We start from the raw sequence: 15,085 nt of genomic DNA, 5'->3' as shown, positions 1-15,085 counted from the left end.
TACGTCAGTAAATTCTCTGACTTTTTTAAGCATTTTTGATTTCAACTTGGCAAGAACGCAGTGTTTCAAGAGCTGCCAAATGTTTTTCAAGAGAAACACCTGCACAGCAGGCAGCGTCAACGCTGATTTTAACTTCTGGTGCGTAAGTTTTAATCAAAATCGCATTGGTCACCACACAAATATCCGTGCAAATCCCAATCAATTCAACTTCGTCAATCTGTTCTGAGCGGACAAATTCTGCCAGTTCCACTGAGCCAAAAGTTGATTTTTCAAAAATTTGGGCATAGCCAACTTGCGCTTCTTGACGCATTTGCCAGCCCACACTTCCTTTTTGACAATGAAGAACGGGAAGATTTTTCCCCTCTTGCGTCGTCAAATAATCCTCAAAATGAGTATCCAAAGTTGCCAATCGATTTTCAGGTGCATACTGATCTAATTTTTCAAGCACAGCAGGGACAATCGCTTGCGCCTCACTTGTCCCCAGACTTCCGTCAATAAAATCATTTTGAAAATCGATCAAAACAAGTATTTTTCTCATTTTCTCCTCATTTCTGTCAGTATTTTCTCTGCAAATGAGAGCTTTCGTCAGTAAATATTCTTAAAAATCAACTTCATCTGGATTCGTAGCAAGCCCTGCTTTACCATGCAATCCGTCAATCAGCGCAATATCCTCAATACTCAAATCGAAATCGAAAATGTCAGCATTTTCCTTGATTCGGCTCGCTGTAACTGATTTTGGCAAAGGCAGATAACCTTTATGCAAAGACCAACGCAAGACAAGTTGAGCCACCGTTTTGTTGTATTTTTTAGCCAAATCAACCAACTCTTCCACAGTGAAAATCTTTCCTGTTCCAAGCGGGCTATAAGCTTCGGTCAAAATATTATTGTCGATGTTGAAGCTGACAATTTCTTCTTGTTGATCACTTGGGTTGACCAGAATTTGATTGACCGCTGGTTTAATTTCAGCGACTTTCAAAAGAGGTTTCAAATGATGCGGATGGAAATTCGAAACACCAATTGCGCGAGTCTTACCAGCCTTTACAGCCGCCTCCATAGCTTTCCAAACTGCCGCATTACGAGATTCAAAATCCGGACGAAAAGCCTTTGGATTTGGCCAATGAATCAAGTACAAATCGACATAATCAAGTCCTAATTTTTCCAAAGATTCATCAAGCGCCTTTGCCGCATCCTCAGTCGTGCCAACGCCCCAGAGTTTTGTTGTGACAAAAAGCTCTTGACGCGGAATTCCTGAATCAGCGATTGCTTTTCCGACAGATTCTTCATTTTTGTAGACTGCCGCCGTATCAATATGGCGATAACCAGCATCCAACGCCGTTTTCACAGCATTATAAGCTTCCTCACCACTTGCCGACTGCCAAGTGCCAAAACCAACTTTGGGAATTTTTACGCCATTATTGAGCGTGTAAGTATCTGTTAAAGTCATGCTTTTTCTCCTTTATAAAAACTTTCTAAGGTCATTTTATCACTTTCCAATGAAAATAAAAAAAGATTTTACTTAAAAAATGGTAAAATAGAATCAGAAAATTAAATAAAGGAGGGATACTGAAGCGAGCAAGCTCACATAGCAAGTCTCAGTATCAGATAATTTTATGGCAGAAGTAGAATCTTTCCAACTCGATCACACCGCCGTTTTGGCGCCTTATGTCCGCTTGATTGGCAGCGAAACTGGCCCTAGTGGCGACGTCATCACTAACTTTGACGTCCGCTTTGTCCAACCCAACGCCAATGCTATTGGCATGGCGGCTTTGCACACGATTGAACACAGCATGGCAAGCCTCATTCGCGACCGCATCGCTGGCATGATTGACTTTTCACCATTTGGCTGCCAAACAGGTTTTCACATGATTATGTGGGGCGAACACTCCGCTGAAGAAATCGCGAAAGTCATCAAAGCTTCACTCGAAGAGCTTGCAAGTGATGCTTTTGGCTGGGAAAATGTTCCAGGCGTTGCCGAAAAAGAATGTGGCAACTACCGCAACCATTCCCTCTTTGGCGCGAAAGAGTGGGCGAAAAAAATCCTTGCCGAAGGCATTTCTAGCGACCCTTACGAACGCAAAATCATTTAATTTTAAAAAAGAAAAAGGAAGAAATGGGTAGTCTTGCTACCTCAAAAACTTATGGGAAAATATCAACTTGACAACAAAGGGCAGAAAGCTGTCGGAAAATTTCACGAAAAAAATTCAACAGTAGGTGGCAAAGGCATCAATACCAAAAATGCCACCCAAGCTAAAATCGAAGCCCTCCGAATAAAAATGGAGCAAAAAAAGAATGACAAAAAAGCTTAATATTGCCTATGTTGGTTTTGGTAAATCAACCAATCGTTATCACATCCCTTTTGTGAAAACGCGCGAGAACATCGTCATCAAACGCATCGTCAATCGCACCCTAGGCAAGCGACCAGAACAAGCCGAACTTGAGGCGACAGGAACCCTTTTTTCAACGGATATCAACGATATCATCTCCGATGAAACAATTGATTTAGTCGTTATCGTTACGCCTGCCTTTGCTCACTATGACTACGCCAAACAGCTCCTTTTAGCGGGCAAAAATGTCCTTTGTGACAAACCCTTGGTCGAAACATTGGCTCAAGCTCAAGAGCTAGTTTCAATTGCCCAAGAGAAAAAACTCTTTTTCATGCCCTTTCAAAATCGCCGCTTTGACAGTGATTTCTTGACCATCAAAAAAGTCATTGATACAGGTTATTTAGGTGATTTAATTGATATCACGGTCAATATGGATCATTTCCGTCCAGCTGATGCGAGCCAAGGCGAAAATTTTGACGGAGCTTGGTATGGGCATGGCGTCCATATGGTTGACCAAATGGTGTCTCTTTTTGGCAAACCTCAAGAGGTTCAATACGACATTCGTGCCACGCGCGATTATGACAGCGTTGATGATTACTTCTCAGTCAACTTGCTCTATCCCAACCTCCGCGCAACCGTTGCCGCGACAGAACTCGCAGCCTTACCTCATCCAAAATGGGTACTTTATGGCACACGCGGAACTTTTATAAAAAATGACGTTGACCAGCAAGAAAATGACTTAAAAGTCGGCTTACTTCCTGGCACAGAAGGTTTTGGACAAGATAGCCCAGCTGATTTTGGTCAATTGACCTACTACAATCAAAATGGTGACCGCATCGTCAAAACAATTCCGACAGTAGCTGGCGATTATGCTCGAGTTTATGATGCGGCTTATGATTGCCTTATCAACGGCGCTGAAAAATTGATTACTGACGAACAAATCCTCACCGTCATTGAAATTTTGGAAAATGGTTTTAAAAAATAAAAAAGAAAAAGACTTAGGATTAAGTCTTTTTTTTGTGTGAAATTTATGATTTTTTCTTGAGCTTTTGAGCTTTTTTAAGTAAATTTTTGAATTGACCTTCAAAAGTGAGAACATTGTTAAAAATATCTTCACCTTCATTGAGCATTTTGACCGTGACCCAGCCCAATGTTTCTGTAATTGTCGTTGCCACAGTCGCATTGATGAGACCACCCGTCACTGTCCCTACTGCCGGAATAAATTTGAGTGTGTTGCCGACCACACTTCTTCCTAAACTCACCACCACTAATTCTTTGGTGATACCTTGCGCAAGGCCTTCTGACCAAGAGGCACCAAAAATTTTATGCAGGCGCAACATCATTGTCAGCTGAATAGGCACCAACAAGAGCGCGTCTGAAAAAGGAATCGGAGAAAAGGCCACAATCGCGGCCGCTAGGGTCGCAAAATGAATGGTTTCGTGACATTTTTTACGTGTTTTTTCATCAAGACCAACTAAAAATTCATCAAATAAGTGATCAAACTTCTGGCTATTTTTGTTCACAAAGCTTTCAGCTTTCACTTTGGTTTTTTCTAAAGAGGATCGGATGAGTGCTGCCGATTGAGCGGGCATTCTCATCAGAACTTGACTAAAAAAGGCGTCAAATCCTTCGGTATTTTCCTTCAAATCGGGTGTTTTGCTCATATTTTTCTGAACATCGTGTTTTCCATTTTTGAACATTTTTGCTCCTTTCAGCCTACTTTTAACTCATTATAACAAAAACTTTCTTGAATCCGTCAATAATTGGCGCAAAAAACCTACCAGCATCATGAGCACTGGTAGGAAAAGAATAGGAGACACATTTAACTTTGCTCAAAAGAGGAACAAGAGAACTTGTAAAAGCCCTGCTAGAGCGTAAAAGCCGTAAGAGAATTTTAGGATTTGTCGGTGCGTCCTCATTTTTTGGCTACTCATGAGGAGTAAACCATAGAGAATGAGCGCGACAATCAGTCCTGAAGCGTGCAAGACCGCTGTGGTTGCTGGCTGGAGCATGAAATACTCGGCCAATGAAGCAATCACCGCAACAGGCAGTAAGCTTGCGAGTGTCCAATGATAAGTCACACCGTAGCTAAATCCTGTGGCATTGCGACTGGAGCGCCATTTGGCAATGGCGTAGTGAAGACTTGCGAGGACGACTGAAAATAGAATCGGCCCTGTCCAGAGAATGAACTGGCTGAATGCTGAAAATTCTCGTTGCGTCTGTAATAGCGGCCACTGGATCATTAGCGTTAGCATCATAAAGGTCATCACAGAGCCCGCCATTCCAACTCGGGTGAGTTGAAGTTTTTTATTAACTAACTTGTAAGAACTTGTAAACATCGTTTTCTCCTTTCGCTTAGAGGTTGAATTGTTCTTTAATCTATTTCTTATATTTTTATTATACTATTCTTATTTCAGAAAAGAAAATGATATGCAAGAAAACAAGCGACAAATTTGTCACAAGAAAGTCATCGGTTGATTTTTCATTTGGCAAATTGTGACTGGTAAAGCTTGGCATAGATGCCATTTTTAGCCAGCAAATGGTGATGGTTGCCCTGTTCTACGATATTTCCTTGATCCATCACCAAAATTTGATGGGCATCGCGAATCGTAGATAAACGGTGGGCGACTACAAAGCTCGTCCGTCCTTTGAGCAAGCGGTTCATGGCCGATTGAATCAGTCGTTCGGTGCGGGTGTCCACGCTAGATGTGGCTTCATCCAAAATCAGAATTTCAGGGTTGACCAGAAAAGCGCGCGCAATGGTCAAAAGTTGACGCTGACCTTGCGAAATGTTGGATGCTGATTCGTTGAGCAGGGTTTGGTAGCCTTGGGGTAAACTGCTGATGAAATCGTCCGCGTGCGCCATTTTTGCGGCTGCAATCACTTCATCGTCGGTCGCATCAAGTTTTCCATAACGCAAATTATCCATGATTGTCCCTGAAAAAAGCCAGGTTTCTTGCAGCACCATCGCTATCCTACTGCGGAGTTGATTGCGGGAGATTTGGCGAATGTCTTTTCCTTCCAGTAAAATTTTTCCCGCAGTGACTTCATAAAAGCGCTCCAGTAGGTTGATCAATGTGGTTTTTCCAGCACCAGTTGGGCCCACGATTGCCACCATTTCACCCTTATTGACCGATAGATTGACGGAGGTCATCAGCGGCTGATTCTCCTGATAAGCAAAAGCAACTTGCTCAAATTCAATGAAAGCTGGCTGATTTTCGACTCCGTCAGTGCGCCGTTTGTGCTTTTGATTTGCGTCAGCATTTTCTCTAGCATTGACAGCTAAGTTTACACTTTCGTCAGCATTTTCTCTGGGTTTTGAGAGAAGCTCGGCCATTTCAGGCTCGTCTAGCACTTCAAAGATTCGCTCGGCAGAGGCTACGGTTGCCTGAATGGTATTGAGCATATTGGAAATGTTGGTGATGGGTTGGGCAAATTGATTGGTATACTGCAACATGGCTTGGACGTCGCCCAGATTGACCGTGCCCGAAACGACTTTGATGCCACCGATGACCGCCATTGCTAAATAGTCCAGATTGTTGATAAATCGCATGGTGGGGTAAATTAAGGTCGATACAAATTGTGCTTTCCAAGCGGCTTGGTAAAAGGCTTCATTTTGTTTGGCAAAATTTTCCTCCGCACTTGCTTCGTGGTTGAAGCTTTTGATGACTGTATGTCCAGAATAAATTTCCTCGATTTGATTATTTAAAAGGCCCAGTTTTTTTTGTTGCTCGGCGAAAAATTTTTGCGATAAAGGAGCAACGATTCGCACGGTAAGCATTGCCAGAGGAACTGTGATAAAGGCCACTAGCGCCAACTGCCAAGAAATTGTGAGCATAAAATAAATCGTCCCGACAAACTGCAAAATGCTGGTCACTAACTGAATCAGCGTTTGGTTGAGTGTGCCTGAAATATTGTCCATATCGTTAATCATCCGACTCATCAAATCGCCGTTAGGATGACGATCATAATAAGAAACTGGCAATTTTCTCATTTTTTCCTTAAATTCACGACGTAAGGCGTAAACCGTGCGCTGCGAAATGCGCGTCATGATCGTCTGTTGCAGGATTCCTGCCACAAAAGCAATCAGATAAATCATCATGACGTAAAGCAAAATTGACCCTACTTTTGTCATGTTAATCTGGATACTGGTCTGATTTTTCAAACTCTGGCTTACGCCGTCAAAGATGACTGTTGTCGCATTTCCAAGGATTTTGGGTGCTTGGACTGACAAAATGACCGCGAGTGTCGCAATGAGCATTGAAAAAATGACGCCCCACCTATCACGGCGCATATATTTGAACAACCGCACAATTGTCGGGAAAAAATTTTGCGCTCGTCGGGCTTTCTGAAAGCGTCCTGCGCCTTTTCCACCACGATTGAGATAATTTCCACGCATCATTGGCGCTTTCCTCCTTTCATCAGTTGTGAAGGGCCTGTGTTTCCACTTCTGTCATGAGTTTTTGATGAGATTTCCTCATTTTCAAGGCTTATTCCCATTTTTGCCAAATCTTCATCGGACAATTGTGAACGCATAATTTCTTGATATTGTGGGCAAGTTCGTGCCAGTTGTTCATGATTTCCAAGGCCCACAGTGCGCCCATTTTCCAAAACTAAGATTTGCTGTGCATTCATGACCGTTGCAATGCGCTGTGCGACAAGAACTTTAATTTTGTCTTGATGCCGCACAGAAGCGTTCAACGCCTTTCGCAATCGGCTATCCGTAGCAAAATCGAGCGCCGAAAATGAATCATCAAACAGATAAATTTCTGCAGGTTTTATCAGCGTGCGCGCAATGGAGAGCCGCTGGCGTTGCCCTCCTGAAAAATTAGCGCCATTTTGCTCAACCGCTAAATCCAAGCCTCCTTGCTCCCTAACAAAATCTGCTGCCTGCGCAATTTCTAGCGCTTGCCACATTTCAGAATCACTGGCATCAGCCTTGCCAAACCGCAAATTTGAGCGCACCGTTCCAGAAAACAGCATCGCTTTTTGTTGGGTCAGTGCCACTTTTTCATGCAAATCCTGTTGACGCATCTGACGAATATCTTGCCCGTCAAGTTCAATTGACCCTTGCGTCACATCCATCAGCCGCGCCAACAGATTCAATAAAGTCGACTTGCCCGAACCCGTTCCGCCAATAATTGCAAGCATTTCGCCAGCTTTCACTTTCACTGACACATCCTGAAGAGCTGGTCTTTGCGCCTCGTCAAATTTAAAACTGACATTTTTTAACTCCAAACGAGGCATTTTATTTACGTCAGTATTTTCTTCTATGTTGACAGCTAGGTTGACAATTACGTCAGCATTTTCTCTCATGTTGACAACTGGGTTGACAATTACGTCAGTATTTTCTCTCATGTTGACAACCGGGTTGACAATTGCGTCAGTATTTTCTCTCATGTTGACAACTGGGTTGACAATTACGTCAGCATTTTCGTCAGTAATTTTGTCCACACGGTTCAAAACTTCACGAACTCGAGTCGCTGAAACTTGCGCTCGCGGTACCATGACCGCCACCGCCGAAAGTTGCATAAAGGACATCAAGATTTGTGTGGCATAAGTCAAAAAAGCCACCAATGATCCCATTCCCATCAAATTTTGCCCAATGAGCTTCGCCCCAAACCAGACAATTCCAACATTTGTAAAGCTCAAAATCACCGTCATAATCGGCATCAGCAGGGCAATTGTCGTCAAAACCACTCGACTCGTCTTGGTCAAATCACGATTGGCATGGTCAAATTTTTCAAGCTCGTACGCATCCCGATTAAAAGCACGAATCACTCGTACTCCCGTCAGCCCCTGCTGAAAAATCAAATTGATTTTGTCAATTTTCTTTTGCATTGAGCGAAAACGTGGCATGGCAATCGCAATATTAACCGCGACAGCGACCGTTAAAATTGGTAAAGCAATTAAAAAAACCACCATCAAATCATGTGACAATTTCCACGCCATAAAAATTGACCCAATCAGCATCATTGGCGCCATTAACATCATCCGCAACATTGTTTGATAGAGATTTTGCAGCTGCGTCACATCATTTGTCGTCCGCGTGATGAGCGTCGCATCGCCAAAATCCTGAAAATGCCGCTCATCCATAAACAGTACTTTTTTAAACAAATCTCGCCGCAATTTCATTCCCAAACCTTGCGACTGTTTGGAAGCAAAATAAACATTACCAATCGCAGAAAACCAGCTCAAAAGAGCCACCAGAAGCATTATTGCCCCCATAGACCAAATATACTTCATATCCGCCTCAGCAATTCCACGATTGATAAGATCAGCTGTAATCGTTGGAAGCCAAAGGTTCGTCACCACTTGAATCACCAACAAAAAAAATGCCCAAAAAACTGGCCAAAAATTCAGATAGCGCCGTCCAATAGCAAGCATTTCATCTCCTTTTCAAAAACTACAAAGCGTAGTTTTTATTAACTATCATTAGTTCTCTAACAAAATTATACACCTTTATCTCAAATAGTCAAAAAAAAGCCACCAAACTCAGCAGTGACTCTTCGCAAAAACACATTTATTTCTAATCCACATCCACCGCCGGATAAACTTCCTTATAAAAAGCATCATCTGCGCCAAAATAAGTCACCGTCCGTGCCGTAAAATCCACCTCATAATGCGTCACACCAGCCTCCCAAGCCGCCAGCAAAAATTGCCCAAACGTCATTTTTCCCGCTTGATCCGCTCGCAAAGTCCGAATCAAAGCCTCCTCATCAAAGGCAGGCACCTCGTAAGTTCCCGTCACCAAAGGCACATTCGTCATCACAATTGACCCTTTGACCGTCCAAAAAGCACTTTGCGCCGCAGGCAACGTCCAGACATTTTTCAAGACCCCGGCCTGCCGCAAACACTCTGCCAGATAAGGAAAACCGCCCACCTTTGGTCGGATTCCTTCTGCTTTTTGTAACGCTTTTTGCACTAATTCCACTGCATTCATTTTGATTTCCTCATTTCTACCTTTATTTTTAAAAATAAACTGACCAAATCACTGACGAATAGCTCCAAAAACTTTGCGTCAGCATTTTTTCTAGCTGATTACAACTTTTTTTATTTACGTCAGTAATTTCTCTCATATTTTTTCATAAATTTCGGTAAAAGTTCAATAATTTGACTTGGCAACACCACATAAGCCTCTTTTGCCAAATCTGACGCAATCAAACTATGTAAATAAGTGGCCGCCCCGACAACTTCGCTCAGCTCTCCTTTGAATTGTCCCAAGAAAGCACCAATTATTCCCGCTAGCGTATCACCCATACCACCCGTCGCCTGCGCTGCCGTCCCAATCGTCAACAGTTGAGTCACTTTTTTAGGCGCAAAAATTCTCGTTTTCGCCGACTTGGCAACGATGATCGCTCCCAAATCCTCAGTAAATTTTTGCACCGCCAAAGCCTCTTGCGCTCCAATCTCCAAGCCCGATAAGCGTTGCAATTCCATTTCATGAGGCGTGAAAATCACATTTTCAGAAACAGGCAAAGTCAATTTATTTTCCGCAAACAAACTAATCGCCGACCCATCCATCACCAAAAATTGCCGTTTATCCAGCACTTCCAAAACCAGCTTCAGCAAGTCCACACCCAGTGCTTCCAAGCCCAAGCCGCAGCCAATCACTACCACATCCGAAAGCAAAATCTGATTTTTCACCGCCGCAAGATTCGCCGAGTCCAAGACCATCGCCTCCGGCAAACGAGCGTGCAAAGCCCCATGATTCACCTTCGCACAAGCCACAGTGACTAAGCCCGCCCCCGCGTAAACCGCTGCAGAAGCCGCCAAAATTCCCGCGCCACCAAACTGTTGATTCCCGCCTATGATTAAAACACGCCCAAAAGTCCCTTTATGAGAATTTTCAGGACGCTTACTAATCACTTTTCTAAGCACTGCTTCATTTAATTCATCCATAAGACCATTTTAGCGCAATTTAAGCAAAATAGAAAATCTCCTGAACCATTTATTCGCCCAAGCCACAGCCCTTTACCAATCCCACCCCGCCCTTTTTTTGCTATAATAAAAAGATGACCAAAACAGTTAAAAATTTTGACGTAATCGTCGTTGGCGCAGGCCCTTCAGGCATGATGTCAGCCATCTCTGCCGCCCAATCCGGAGCCAAAGTCGCTCTGATTGACAAAAATAAAAAAGTCGGGAAAAAATTGCTCATGACAGGCGGCGGACGTTGCAACGTGACCAACGCTCACTCCGTTGACGATATTTTGAGCAACGTCCCTGGTAATGGACGCTTTTTGTATTCCGCTTTTTCACAGTTTTCCAACCTCGACATTATCAAATTCTTTGAAAACAACGGTGTAAAGCTCAAAGAAGAAGACCATGGACGAATGTTTCCCATCACTGACAAGTCCAAAACCATTGTTGACGCCCTGTTCAACAAAATCCTAAGCTTGCACGTGAGCTACTTTCCTAGTCAAACCATTACCCAACTTCTTTTTGAAAATCAAGCCGTAGTAGGTCTCGAAACCGAGTCGGACACGTTCAAAGCCCCATCTATCATCCTCTCAACTGGTGGACGAGCCTATCCCTCCACTGGCTCCACAGGTGACGGCTACCGCTTTGCACGCTCAGCTGGTCACCAGATTTCTCCACTCTATGCCACCGAATCCGCACTCGTCTCTGACGAACCTTTCATTCTGGACAAGACTTTACAAGGCATCTCCCTTCGGGAAGTCCAACTTTCTGTCCTTAATCCCAAAGGAAAACCTATTATCTCCCATCAGCATGACCTGCTGTTTACCCACTTTGGTCTTTCAGGCCCAGCAGCCCTGCGTTGCTCCTCTTTCATTAACCAACAGCTCAGCAAAAATAAGGAAAATTTTGTCTTTGTCAGTCTCGACCAATTCCCCACAAAAAGCCCAGCTCAACTCAAAACAGAACTCAACAAGGCTTGCCAAACGGAAAAATCTGTCAAAAACGCCCTTGCCAGCCTCACGCAAGAACGAATGCTCCTCTTTATGCTAGAAAAAGCAAACATTCCAAGTACTCTTCCAGCTAAAAATCTAACCCCTCAACAAATTGAACAATTGACCCAATTTTTCAAAAACTGGCAAATTAAAATCACCCAAACCTTCCCCATTGAAAAATCCTTCGTCACAGGTGGCGGTGTTCTCCTTAAAGAAATCAATCCCAAAACCCTTGAAAGCAAGCTCACCTCAGGGCTTTACATCACTGGTGAACTTCTTGACATCAACGGCTACACTGGTGGCTACAACATCACTTGTGCTTTTGTCACAGGCCATGTTGCTGGACTCCATGCCGCCGAAACTGCCAGCTTTTTTAAAGCATAACAGCTCTCTAAAAATAAGCTGAGACTTGCACAATTCCGTCAGAAATGATATGATATTAAAGTAACATTTCGCGGTGGTGGCGGAATTGGCAGACGCGCAGGATTAAGGATCCTGTCGGGAATTTTCTTGGTGCGGGTTCAAGTCCCGCCCACCGCACTAACCAACTCAGCTAAGGCTGAGTTTTTTTTATATCAAAAAAGCACCTCATGGTGCTTTTAATATTTTTCGTAGTGTGCAAAGAGATATTTCAAATCCTCAATGTTTTTTAACAACTCTTCACCGATATTTGTATCTTTCACGCGCTTTCTATGAGAAACCTCCTCAACAAGCCGTTTGGCACTAACAATATCACTTCCCTTTTCAACCGCAGCCTCTACCGTTGAAAAAGGCTGATGAGCGACCAGCTGAATCCCAAAACTATTATAAAGTAAAGTATAACCAGCAATTCCCGTTTGCTTCTGATAAGCTTTTGAAAAGCCACCATCAATAACAATCAACTTACCATCCGCTTTAATCGGATTTTCTCCATTTTTTTCTTTGATTGGCGTATGACCATTGATGAGATGACCTTCCACTCCCAAACCAAAATTCTCTAAAATTCTGGCAATAATTTCTGGTTGCTCCCGCAATTGATAATAAGCATTTTTCTTTTCAATATGCGTTTCTTTCTCTTTGATATAATAGCGTTCAAAAGTGGTCATCGCCGTTTTTCCAAACAAAGAAGAACACTCTCCTACCCACAAATACCACATCAAATCCGTCGCCAAATCATCAGAAATTTCGGGATGCGCCAAACAGCACCTCACCTTCTCATCAAAGAAATCTAATAAAGCTCGACCAGAAAAAGAGTGATGACCAATACGTAAAGACTTAAAATCTCCATTTTGATGAAGAGGCAAACACCCATGAATAAGTAAATTGCCATTATAAGTCAAATACATCGAACCTTTCTCCTGTAAAAAAGCCATATGCCGCTTAAGTTTATCAGAAGCCTTAAAATTTTTCAAAAGTTGAGCTAAAATTTCCTTCTCTTCTTCTGTCAGTTGAGCAGGATACTCTGGGTCAACCGTTGGAGCTTGGAAATCACTTAAATGATATTCTTGATTATTGAGGCAGATTGTTTTCTGCTCAAAATCAATAAAATTCAGGACATCTCGATGTTCAAGATGAAAGTCTGGACGTCGAGCAATCAATTGACTTTCCAGTTTAAATTGTAAGATTGCTGAAGCCTGTTGCAATTTATTGAGCGACTGACTTTCTTCCAGCGAAAGATGAACACCTTCCACCAAACGTGGCGCAAAAACTGGACTCGCTTCATAATAGCGCTCTGCGTAGTCAAAAACATTTCGCAAGCTAATCCCATAACGCTCCTCCAGAATATCAATATTACCATAACGAGCGCAAATTCGTATAACATTCATCATTGCCAAAGGCGATCCAGAAGCTGCTGCCATCCAAACAATATCGTGATTCCCCCACTGAATATCCACAGATGGCATCTTCATTAAACGATCAATAATTTTGTCAGGATAAGGCCCGCGATCATAAATATCGCCAACAATATGAAGATGATCGACAGTCAATCTACGGATTGTATCCGCAAGCGCGATAATCAAGCTCGGCAACTCTTCCAACTGGTACAAAGTCTGCAAAATAGAGTCAAAATAATTCTGCTTATCCGTTGTTGCCTCCACTTCATTAATCAATTCTTCCAAAATATAACGGAACTTCACCGGAAAAGCCTTACGAACCTTTGAACGTGTGTATTTTTGCCCCACAAATTTGGCAAGTTGCAACAAACGAATTAAATTTTTCTGACAGTAATCCGCAAAATCCTCTTTTACTTTCCGCTGGCAAACCGAACCCAGTTTTTCCTGTGGATAATAAATCAACGTTGCAAGTTTAGAAATTTCCTCAGAGGAAAACTCTGGGAAACAATCCCTTAATTTTTCCTTAATACTGCCTGAACCATTACGAAGAACGTGATTAAAGGCGTCGTACTCCCCATGCACATCACTCATAAAATGCTCCGTTGCCTTTGGTAACTCACAAATCGCACTTAAATTAATAATTTCTGTAAGTACAGCTTCTTTTGAAGAAAATTGTTTTTTCAACAGTTGATAATATTTTTCATCCATAATAAAAGCAAAATAGGTTTCAGCCCTATCTCATTGACACACTTTCTATTTTTAATTTAAAAGTTTTGACATCTATCCCTGTATTTTAGCACATCTAAAAACCCCTGTAAAGCGCTTTCCGCTTTTGATGAAAATAAATCTGTCAACTGACAGATTTATTTTTTAATCTTAACAAAGAGAACTTTTAGATAATTTCCTTCTGGGAAACTGTCAGCAATGTGAAAATCAGCGGGTAATTTTTCTTCTTGGAAAATGGTAAACTTTACGCCTTTATTTTTGAGCGCTTCTTCAACCATTTGACGGAACTTTTTATCCGAAACATTCGCTGCATTGGTCGAAGCAATCAATGTCCCCTTATTTTCTAAGATATCCACAGCCTCTTGCACAAGCTCGCCATAATTTTTAGCCACTGAAAAGGTCTTTTTACCATTCCGAGCAAACGAAGGAGGATCAAGGACAATCATGTCATAAGCCAATTTCTTTTTCTTGGCATAATTAAAATAACCAAAAACATCCATCACATAGATTTTTTGACTTTCCGGTTCAATGCCATTGACCAAAAATTGTTCTCTCGTTTTATCAAGCGAACGTTTCGCCAAATCTACCGACGTGGTTTGACTACTCCCTCCAAAAGCTGCTGCAACTGAAAAAGCCCCAGTATAACTAAACATATTGAGTAGCGTTTTACCCATCGCTAACCCATTCACAAGTGCCCCGCGAACATTTTTTTGATCAAGAAAAATTCCTGTCATTAATCCTTCATTGAGATAAGTCGCATAAGTCACACCGTTTTCCATGACTAACAAAGGTTCAGGTGCTTCTTCACCAAAAATATGTTGACTTTCTAAAGCAGCCTCAGAAAAACGAAGTTTTTCATAAGCCCCTTTAATATCTGGGAAAACAACTTGAAAAGCCTTAACAATCGCCTTTTTTTGACTATATATAAATGGATTATACCAAGAAAAGACAGCAAAACCATTATAAAAATCAATTGTTAAGCCACCTAATCCATCTCCTTCGCCATTAAAAAGACGAAAAGCGTTCGTTAATTCATCCTGATAAAAATTCGCACGTAAAGCCCGGGCAGCCACAAATTTTTCCACATAAAAATGGTGGTCAATTTTTACTGACGAAGCAGCTAAAAGCCAACCCACTCCTTTATTTTGTTTCGAAAGATAGCCTGTCCCCAGTTCTTTCCCTTTTTCATCAACAAATTGGGCAAAATCATCCGCTGGCACTTCTCCCACCAAATCTTCTGCTACCACGAGAGGATAAGCTGCTCGCATTTTTTTCGCCGCTTTCTGACGCACTGTAATTTTTTTCATGG

General features: G+C 42.3%; 14 protein-coding genes and 1 tRNA gene. 5 read left to right on the top strand and 10 right to left on the bottom strand.

Features of this window, described 5'->3' with window-relative positions; all coding sequences use genetic code 11:
- Positions 1–25: 25 nt before the first annotated feature.
- Both EQJ87_RS09600 and EQJ87_RS09595 read right to left on the bottom strand, forming a co-directional pair.
- Entirely contained in the window at positions 26–538 is a 513-nt protein-coding gene (locus EQJ87_RS09600) for a cysteine hydrolase family protein (RefSeq protein WP_130124378.1), read from the bottom strand.
- A 60-nt stretch (positions 539–598) separates the two neighbouring features.
- Positions 599–1,444, bottom strand: coding sequence for an aldo/keto reductase (locus EQJ87_RS09595; RefSeq protein WP_130124377.1), 846 nt, complete (start codon positions 1,442–1,444; stop codon positions 599–601).
- Positions 1,445–1,610: 166 nt separating this feature from the next.
- Here EQJ87_RS09595 and EQJ87_RS09590 point away from each other — a divergent pair, with 166 nt between their 5' ends.
- The 3 genes from EQJ87_RS09590 to EQJ87_RS09585 are packed head-to-tail and all read left to right on the top strand — an operon-like array spanning position 1,611 to position 3,309.
- Positions 1,611–2,087 carry an S-ribosylhomocysteine lyase gene (locus tag EQJ87_RS09590; protein WP_130124376.1) on the top strand — a complete coding sequence of 159 codons (477 nt, stop codon included), beginning with the start codon at positions 1,611–1,613 and terminating at the stop codon, positions 2,085–2,087.
- A gap of 51 nt (positions 2,088–2,138) precedes the next feature.
- Positions 2,139–2,306 carry a hypothetical protein gene (locus EQJ87_RS11580; RefSeq protein ID WP_190289072.1) on the top strand — a complete coding sequence of 56 codons (168 nt, stop codon included), beginning with the start codon at positions 2,139–2,141 and terminating at the stop codon, positions 2,304–2,306.
- Positions 2,290–3,309, top strand: a complete 1,020-nt coding sequence (locus EQJ87_RS09585; protein ID WP_130124375.1) for a Gfo/Idh/MocA family oxidoreductase — start codon at positions 2,290–2,292, stop codon at positions 3,307–3,309. Before EQJ87_RS11580 ends, EQJ87_RS09585 begins: the two co-directional genes overlap by 17 nt.
- 43 nt (positions 3,310–3,352) lie before the next feature.
- Here the strand turns inward: EQJ87_RS09585 and EQJ87_RS09580 are convergent, their stop codons facing one another.
- The 6 genes from EQJ87_RS09580 to EQJ87_RS09555 all read right to left on the bottom strand — a co-directional run bounded on the left by EQJ87_RS09580 (position 3,353) and on the right by EQJ87_RS09555 (position 10,226).
- Positions 3,353–3,988: a YcjF family protein gene (locus EQJ87_RS09580; protein ID WP_130124634.1), complete on the bottom strand. Its 636-nt coding sequence runs from the start codon at positions 3,986–3,988 to the stop codon at positions 3,353–3,355.
- 168 nt (positions 3,989–4,156) lie between these two features.
- A complete protein-coding gene (locus EQJ87_RS09575; RefSeq protein ID WP_130124374.1) occupies positions 4,157–4,663 on the bottom strand; it encodes a hypothetical protein in 507 nt (168 codons plus the stop codon).
- A 143-nt stretch (positions 4,664–4,806) separates the two neighbouring features.
- Positions 4,807–6,726: an ABC transporter ATP-binding protein gene (locus EQJ87_RS09570; protein ID WP_130124373.1), complete on the bottom strand. Its 1,920-nt coding sequence runs from the start codon at positions 6,724–6,726 to the stop codon at positions 4,807–4,809.
- On the bottom strand, positions 6,723–8,711 hold the full coding sequence (locus EQJ87_RS09565) for an ABC transporter ATP-binding protein (protein ID WP_130124372.1): 1,989 nt from the start codon (positions 8,709–8,711) through the stop codon (positions 6,723–6,725). The genes EQJ87_RS09570 and EQJ87_RS09565 overlap by 4 nt, the downstream gene beginning before the upstream one ends.
- 142 nt (positions 8,712–8,853) lie before the next feature.
- Positions 8,854–9,267, bottom strand: a complete 414-nt coding sequence (locus EQJ87_RS09560; protein WP_130124371.1) for a DUF1398 family protein — start codon at positions 9,265–9,267, stop codon at positions 8,854–8,856.
- 119 nt (positions 9,268–9,386) lie between these two features.
- Positions 9,387–10,226: an NAD(P)H-hydrate dehydratase gene (locus EQJ87_RS09555; RefSeq protein WP_130124370.1), complete on the bottom strand. Its 840-nt coding sequence runs from the start codon at positions 10,224–10,226 to the stop codon at positions 9,387–9,389.
- A gap of 113 nt (positions 10,227–10,339) precedes the next feature.
- Between EQJ87_RS09555 and EQJ87_RS09550 the strand changes: the two genes are divergently transcribed.
- Positions 10,340–11,620 (top strand): BaiN/RdsA family NAD(P)/FAD-dependent oxidoreductase, encoded by a 1,281-nt coding sequence (locus EQJ87_RS09550; protein ID WP_130124369.1) that lies wholly within the window; start codon positions 10,340–10,342, stop codon positions 11,618–11,620.
- A 70-nt stretch (positions 11,621–11,690) separates the two neighbouring features.
- Positions 11,691–11,776 (top strand) — tRNA-Leu (locus EQJ87_RS09545).
- Between the two features lie 59 nt (positions 11,777–11,835).
- On the opposite strand, the gene EQJ87_RS09540 is transcribed toward EQJ87_RS09545, so the two are convergent.
- Positions 11,836–13,758 (bottom strand): fructose-1,6-bisphosphatase, encoded by a 1,923-nt coding sequence (locus EQJ87_RS09540; protein ID WP_130124368.1) that lies wholly within the window; start codon positions 13,756–13,758, stop codon positions 11,836–11,838.
- 155 nt (positions 13,759–13,913) lie between these two features.
- Positions 13,914–15,083: a class I SAM-dependent rRNA methyltransferase gene (locus EQJ87_RS09535; RefSeq protein ID WP_130124367.1), complete on the bottom strand. Its 1,170-nt coding sequence runs from the start codon at positions 15,081–15,083 to the stop codon at positions 13,914–13,916.
- Positions 15,084–15,085: the final 2 nt, after the last annotated feature.

The sequence above is a fragment of the Lactococcus sp. S-13 genome (genome assembly GCF_004210295.1).
GTDB lineage: Bacteria > Bacillota > Bacilli > Lactobacillales > Streptococcaceae > Lactococcus.
This window is presented reverse-complemented; position numbering and strand designations above follow the sequence as displayed.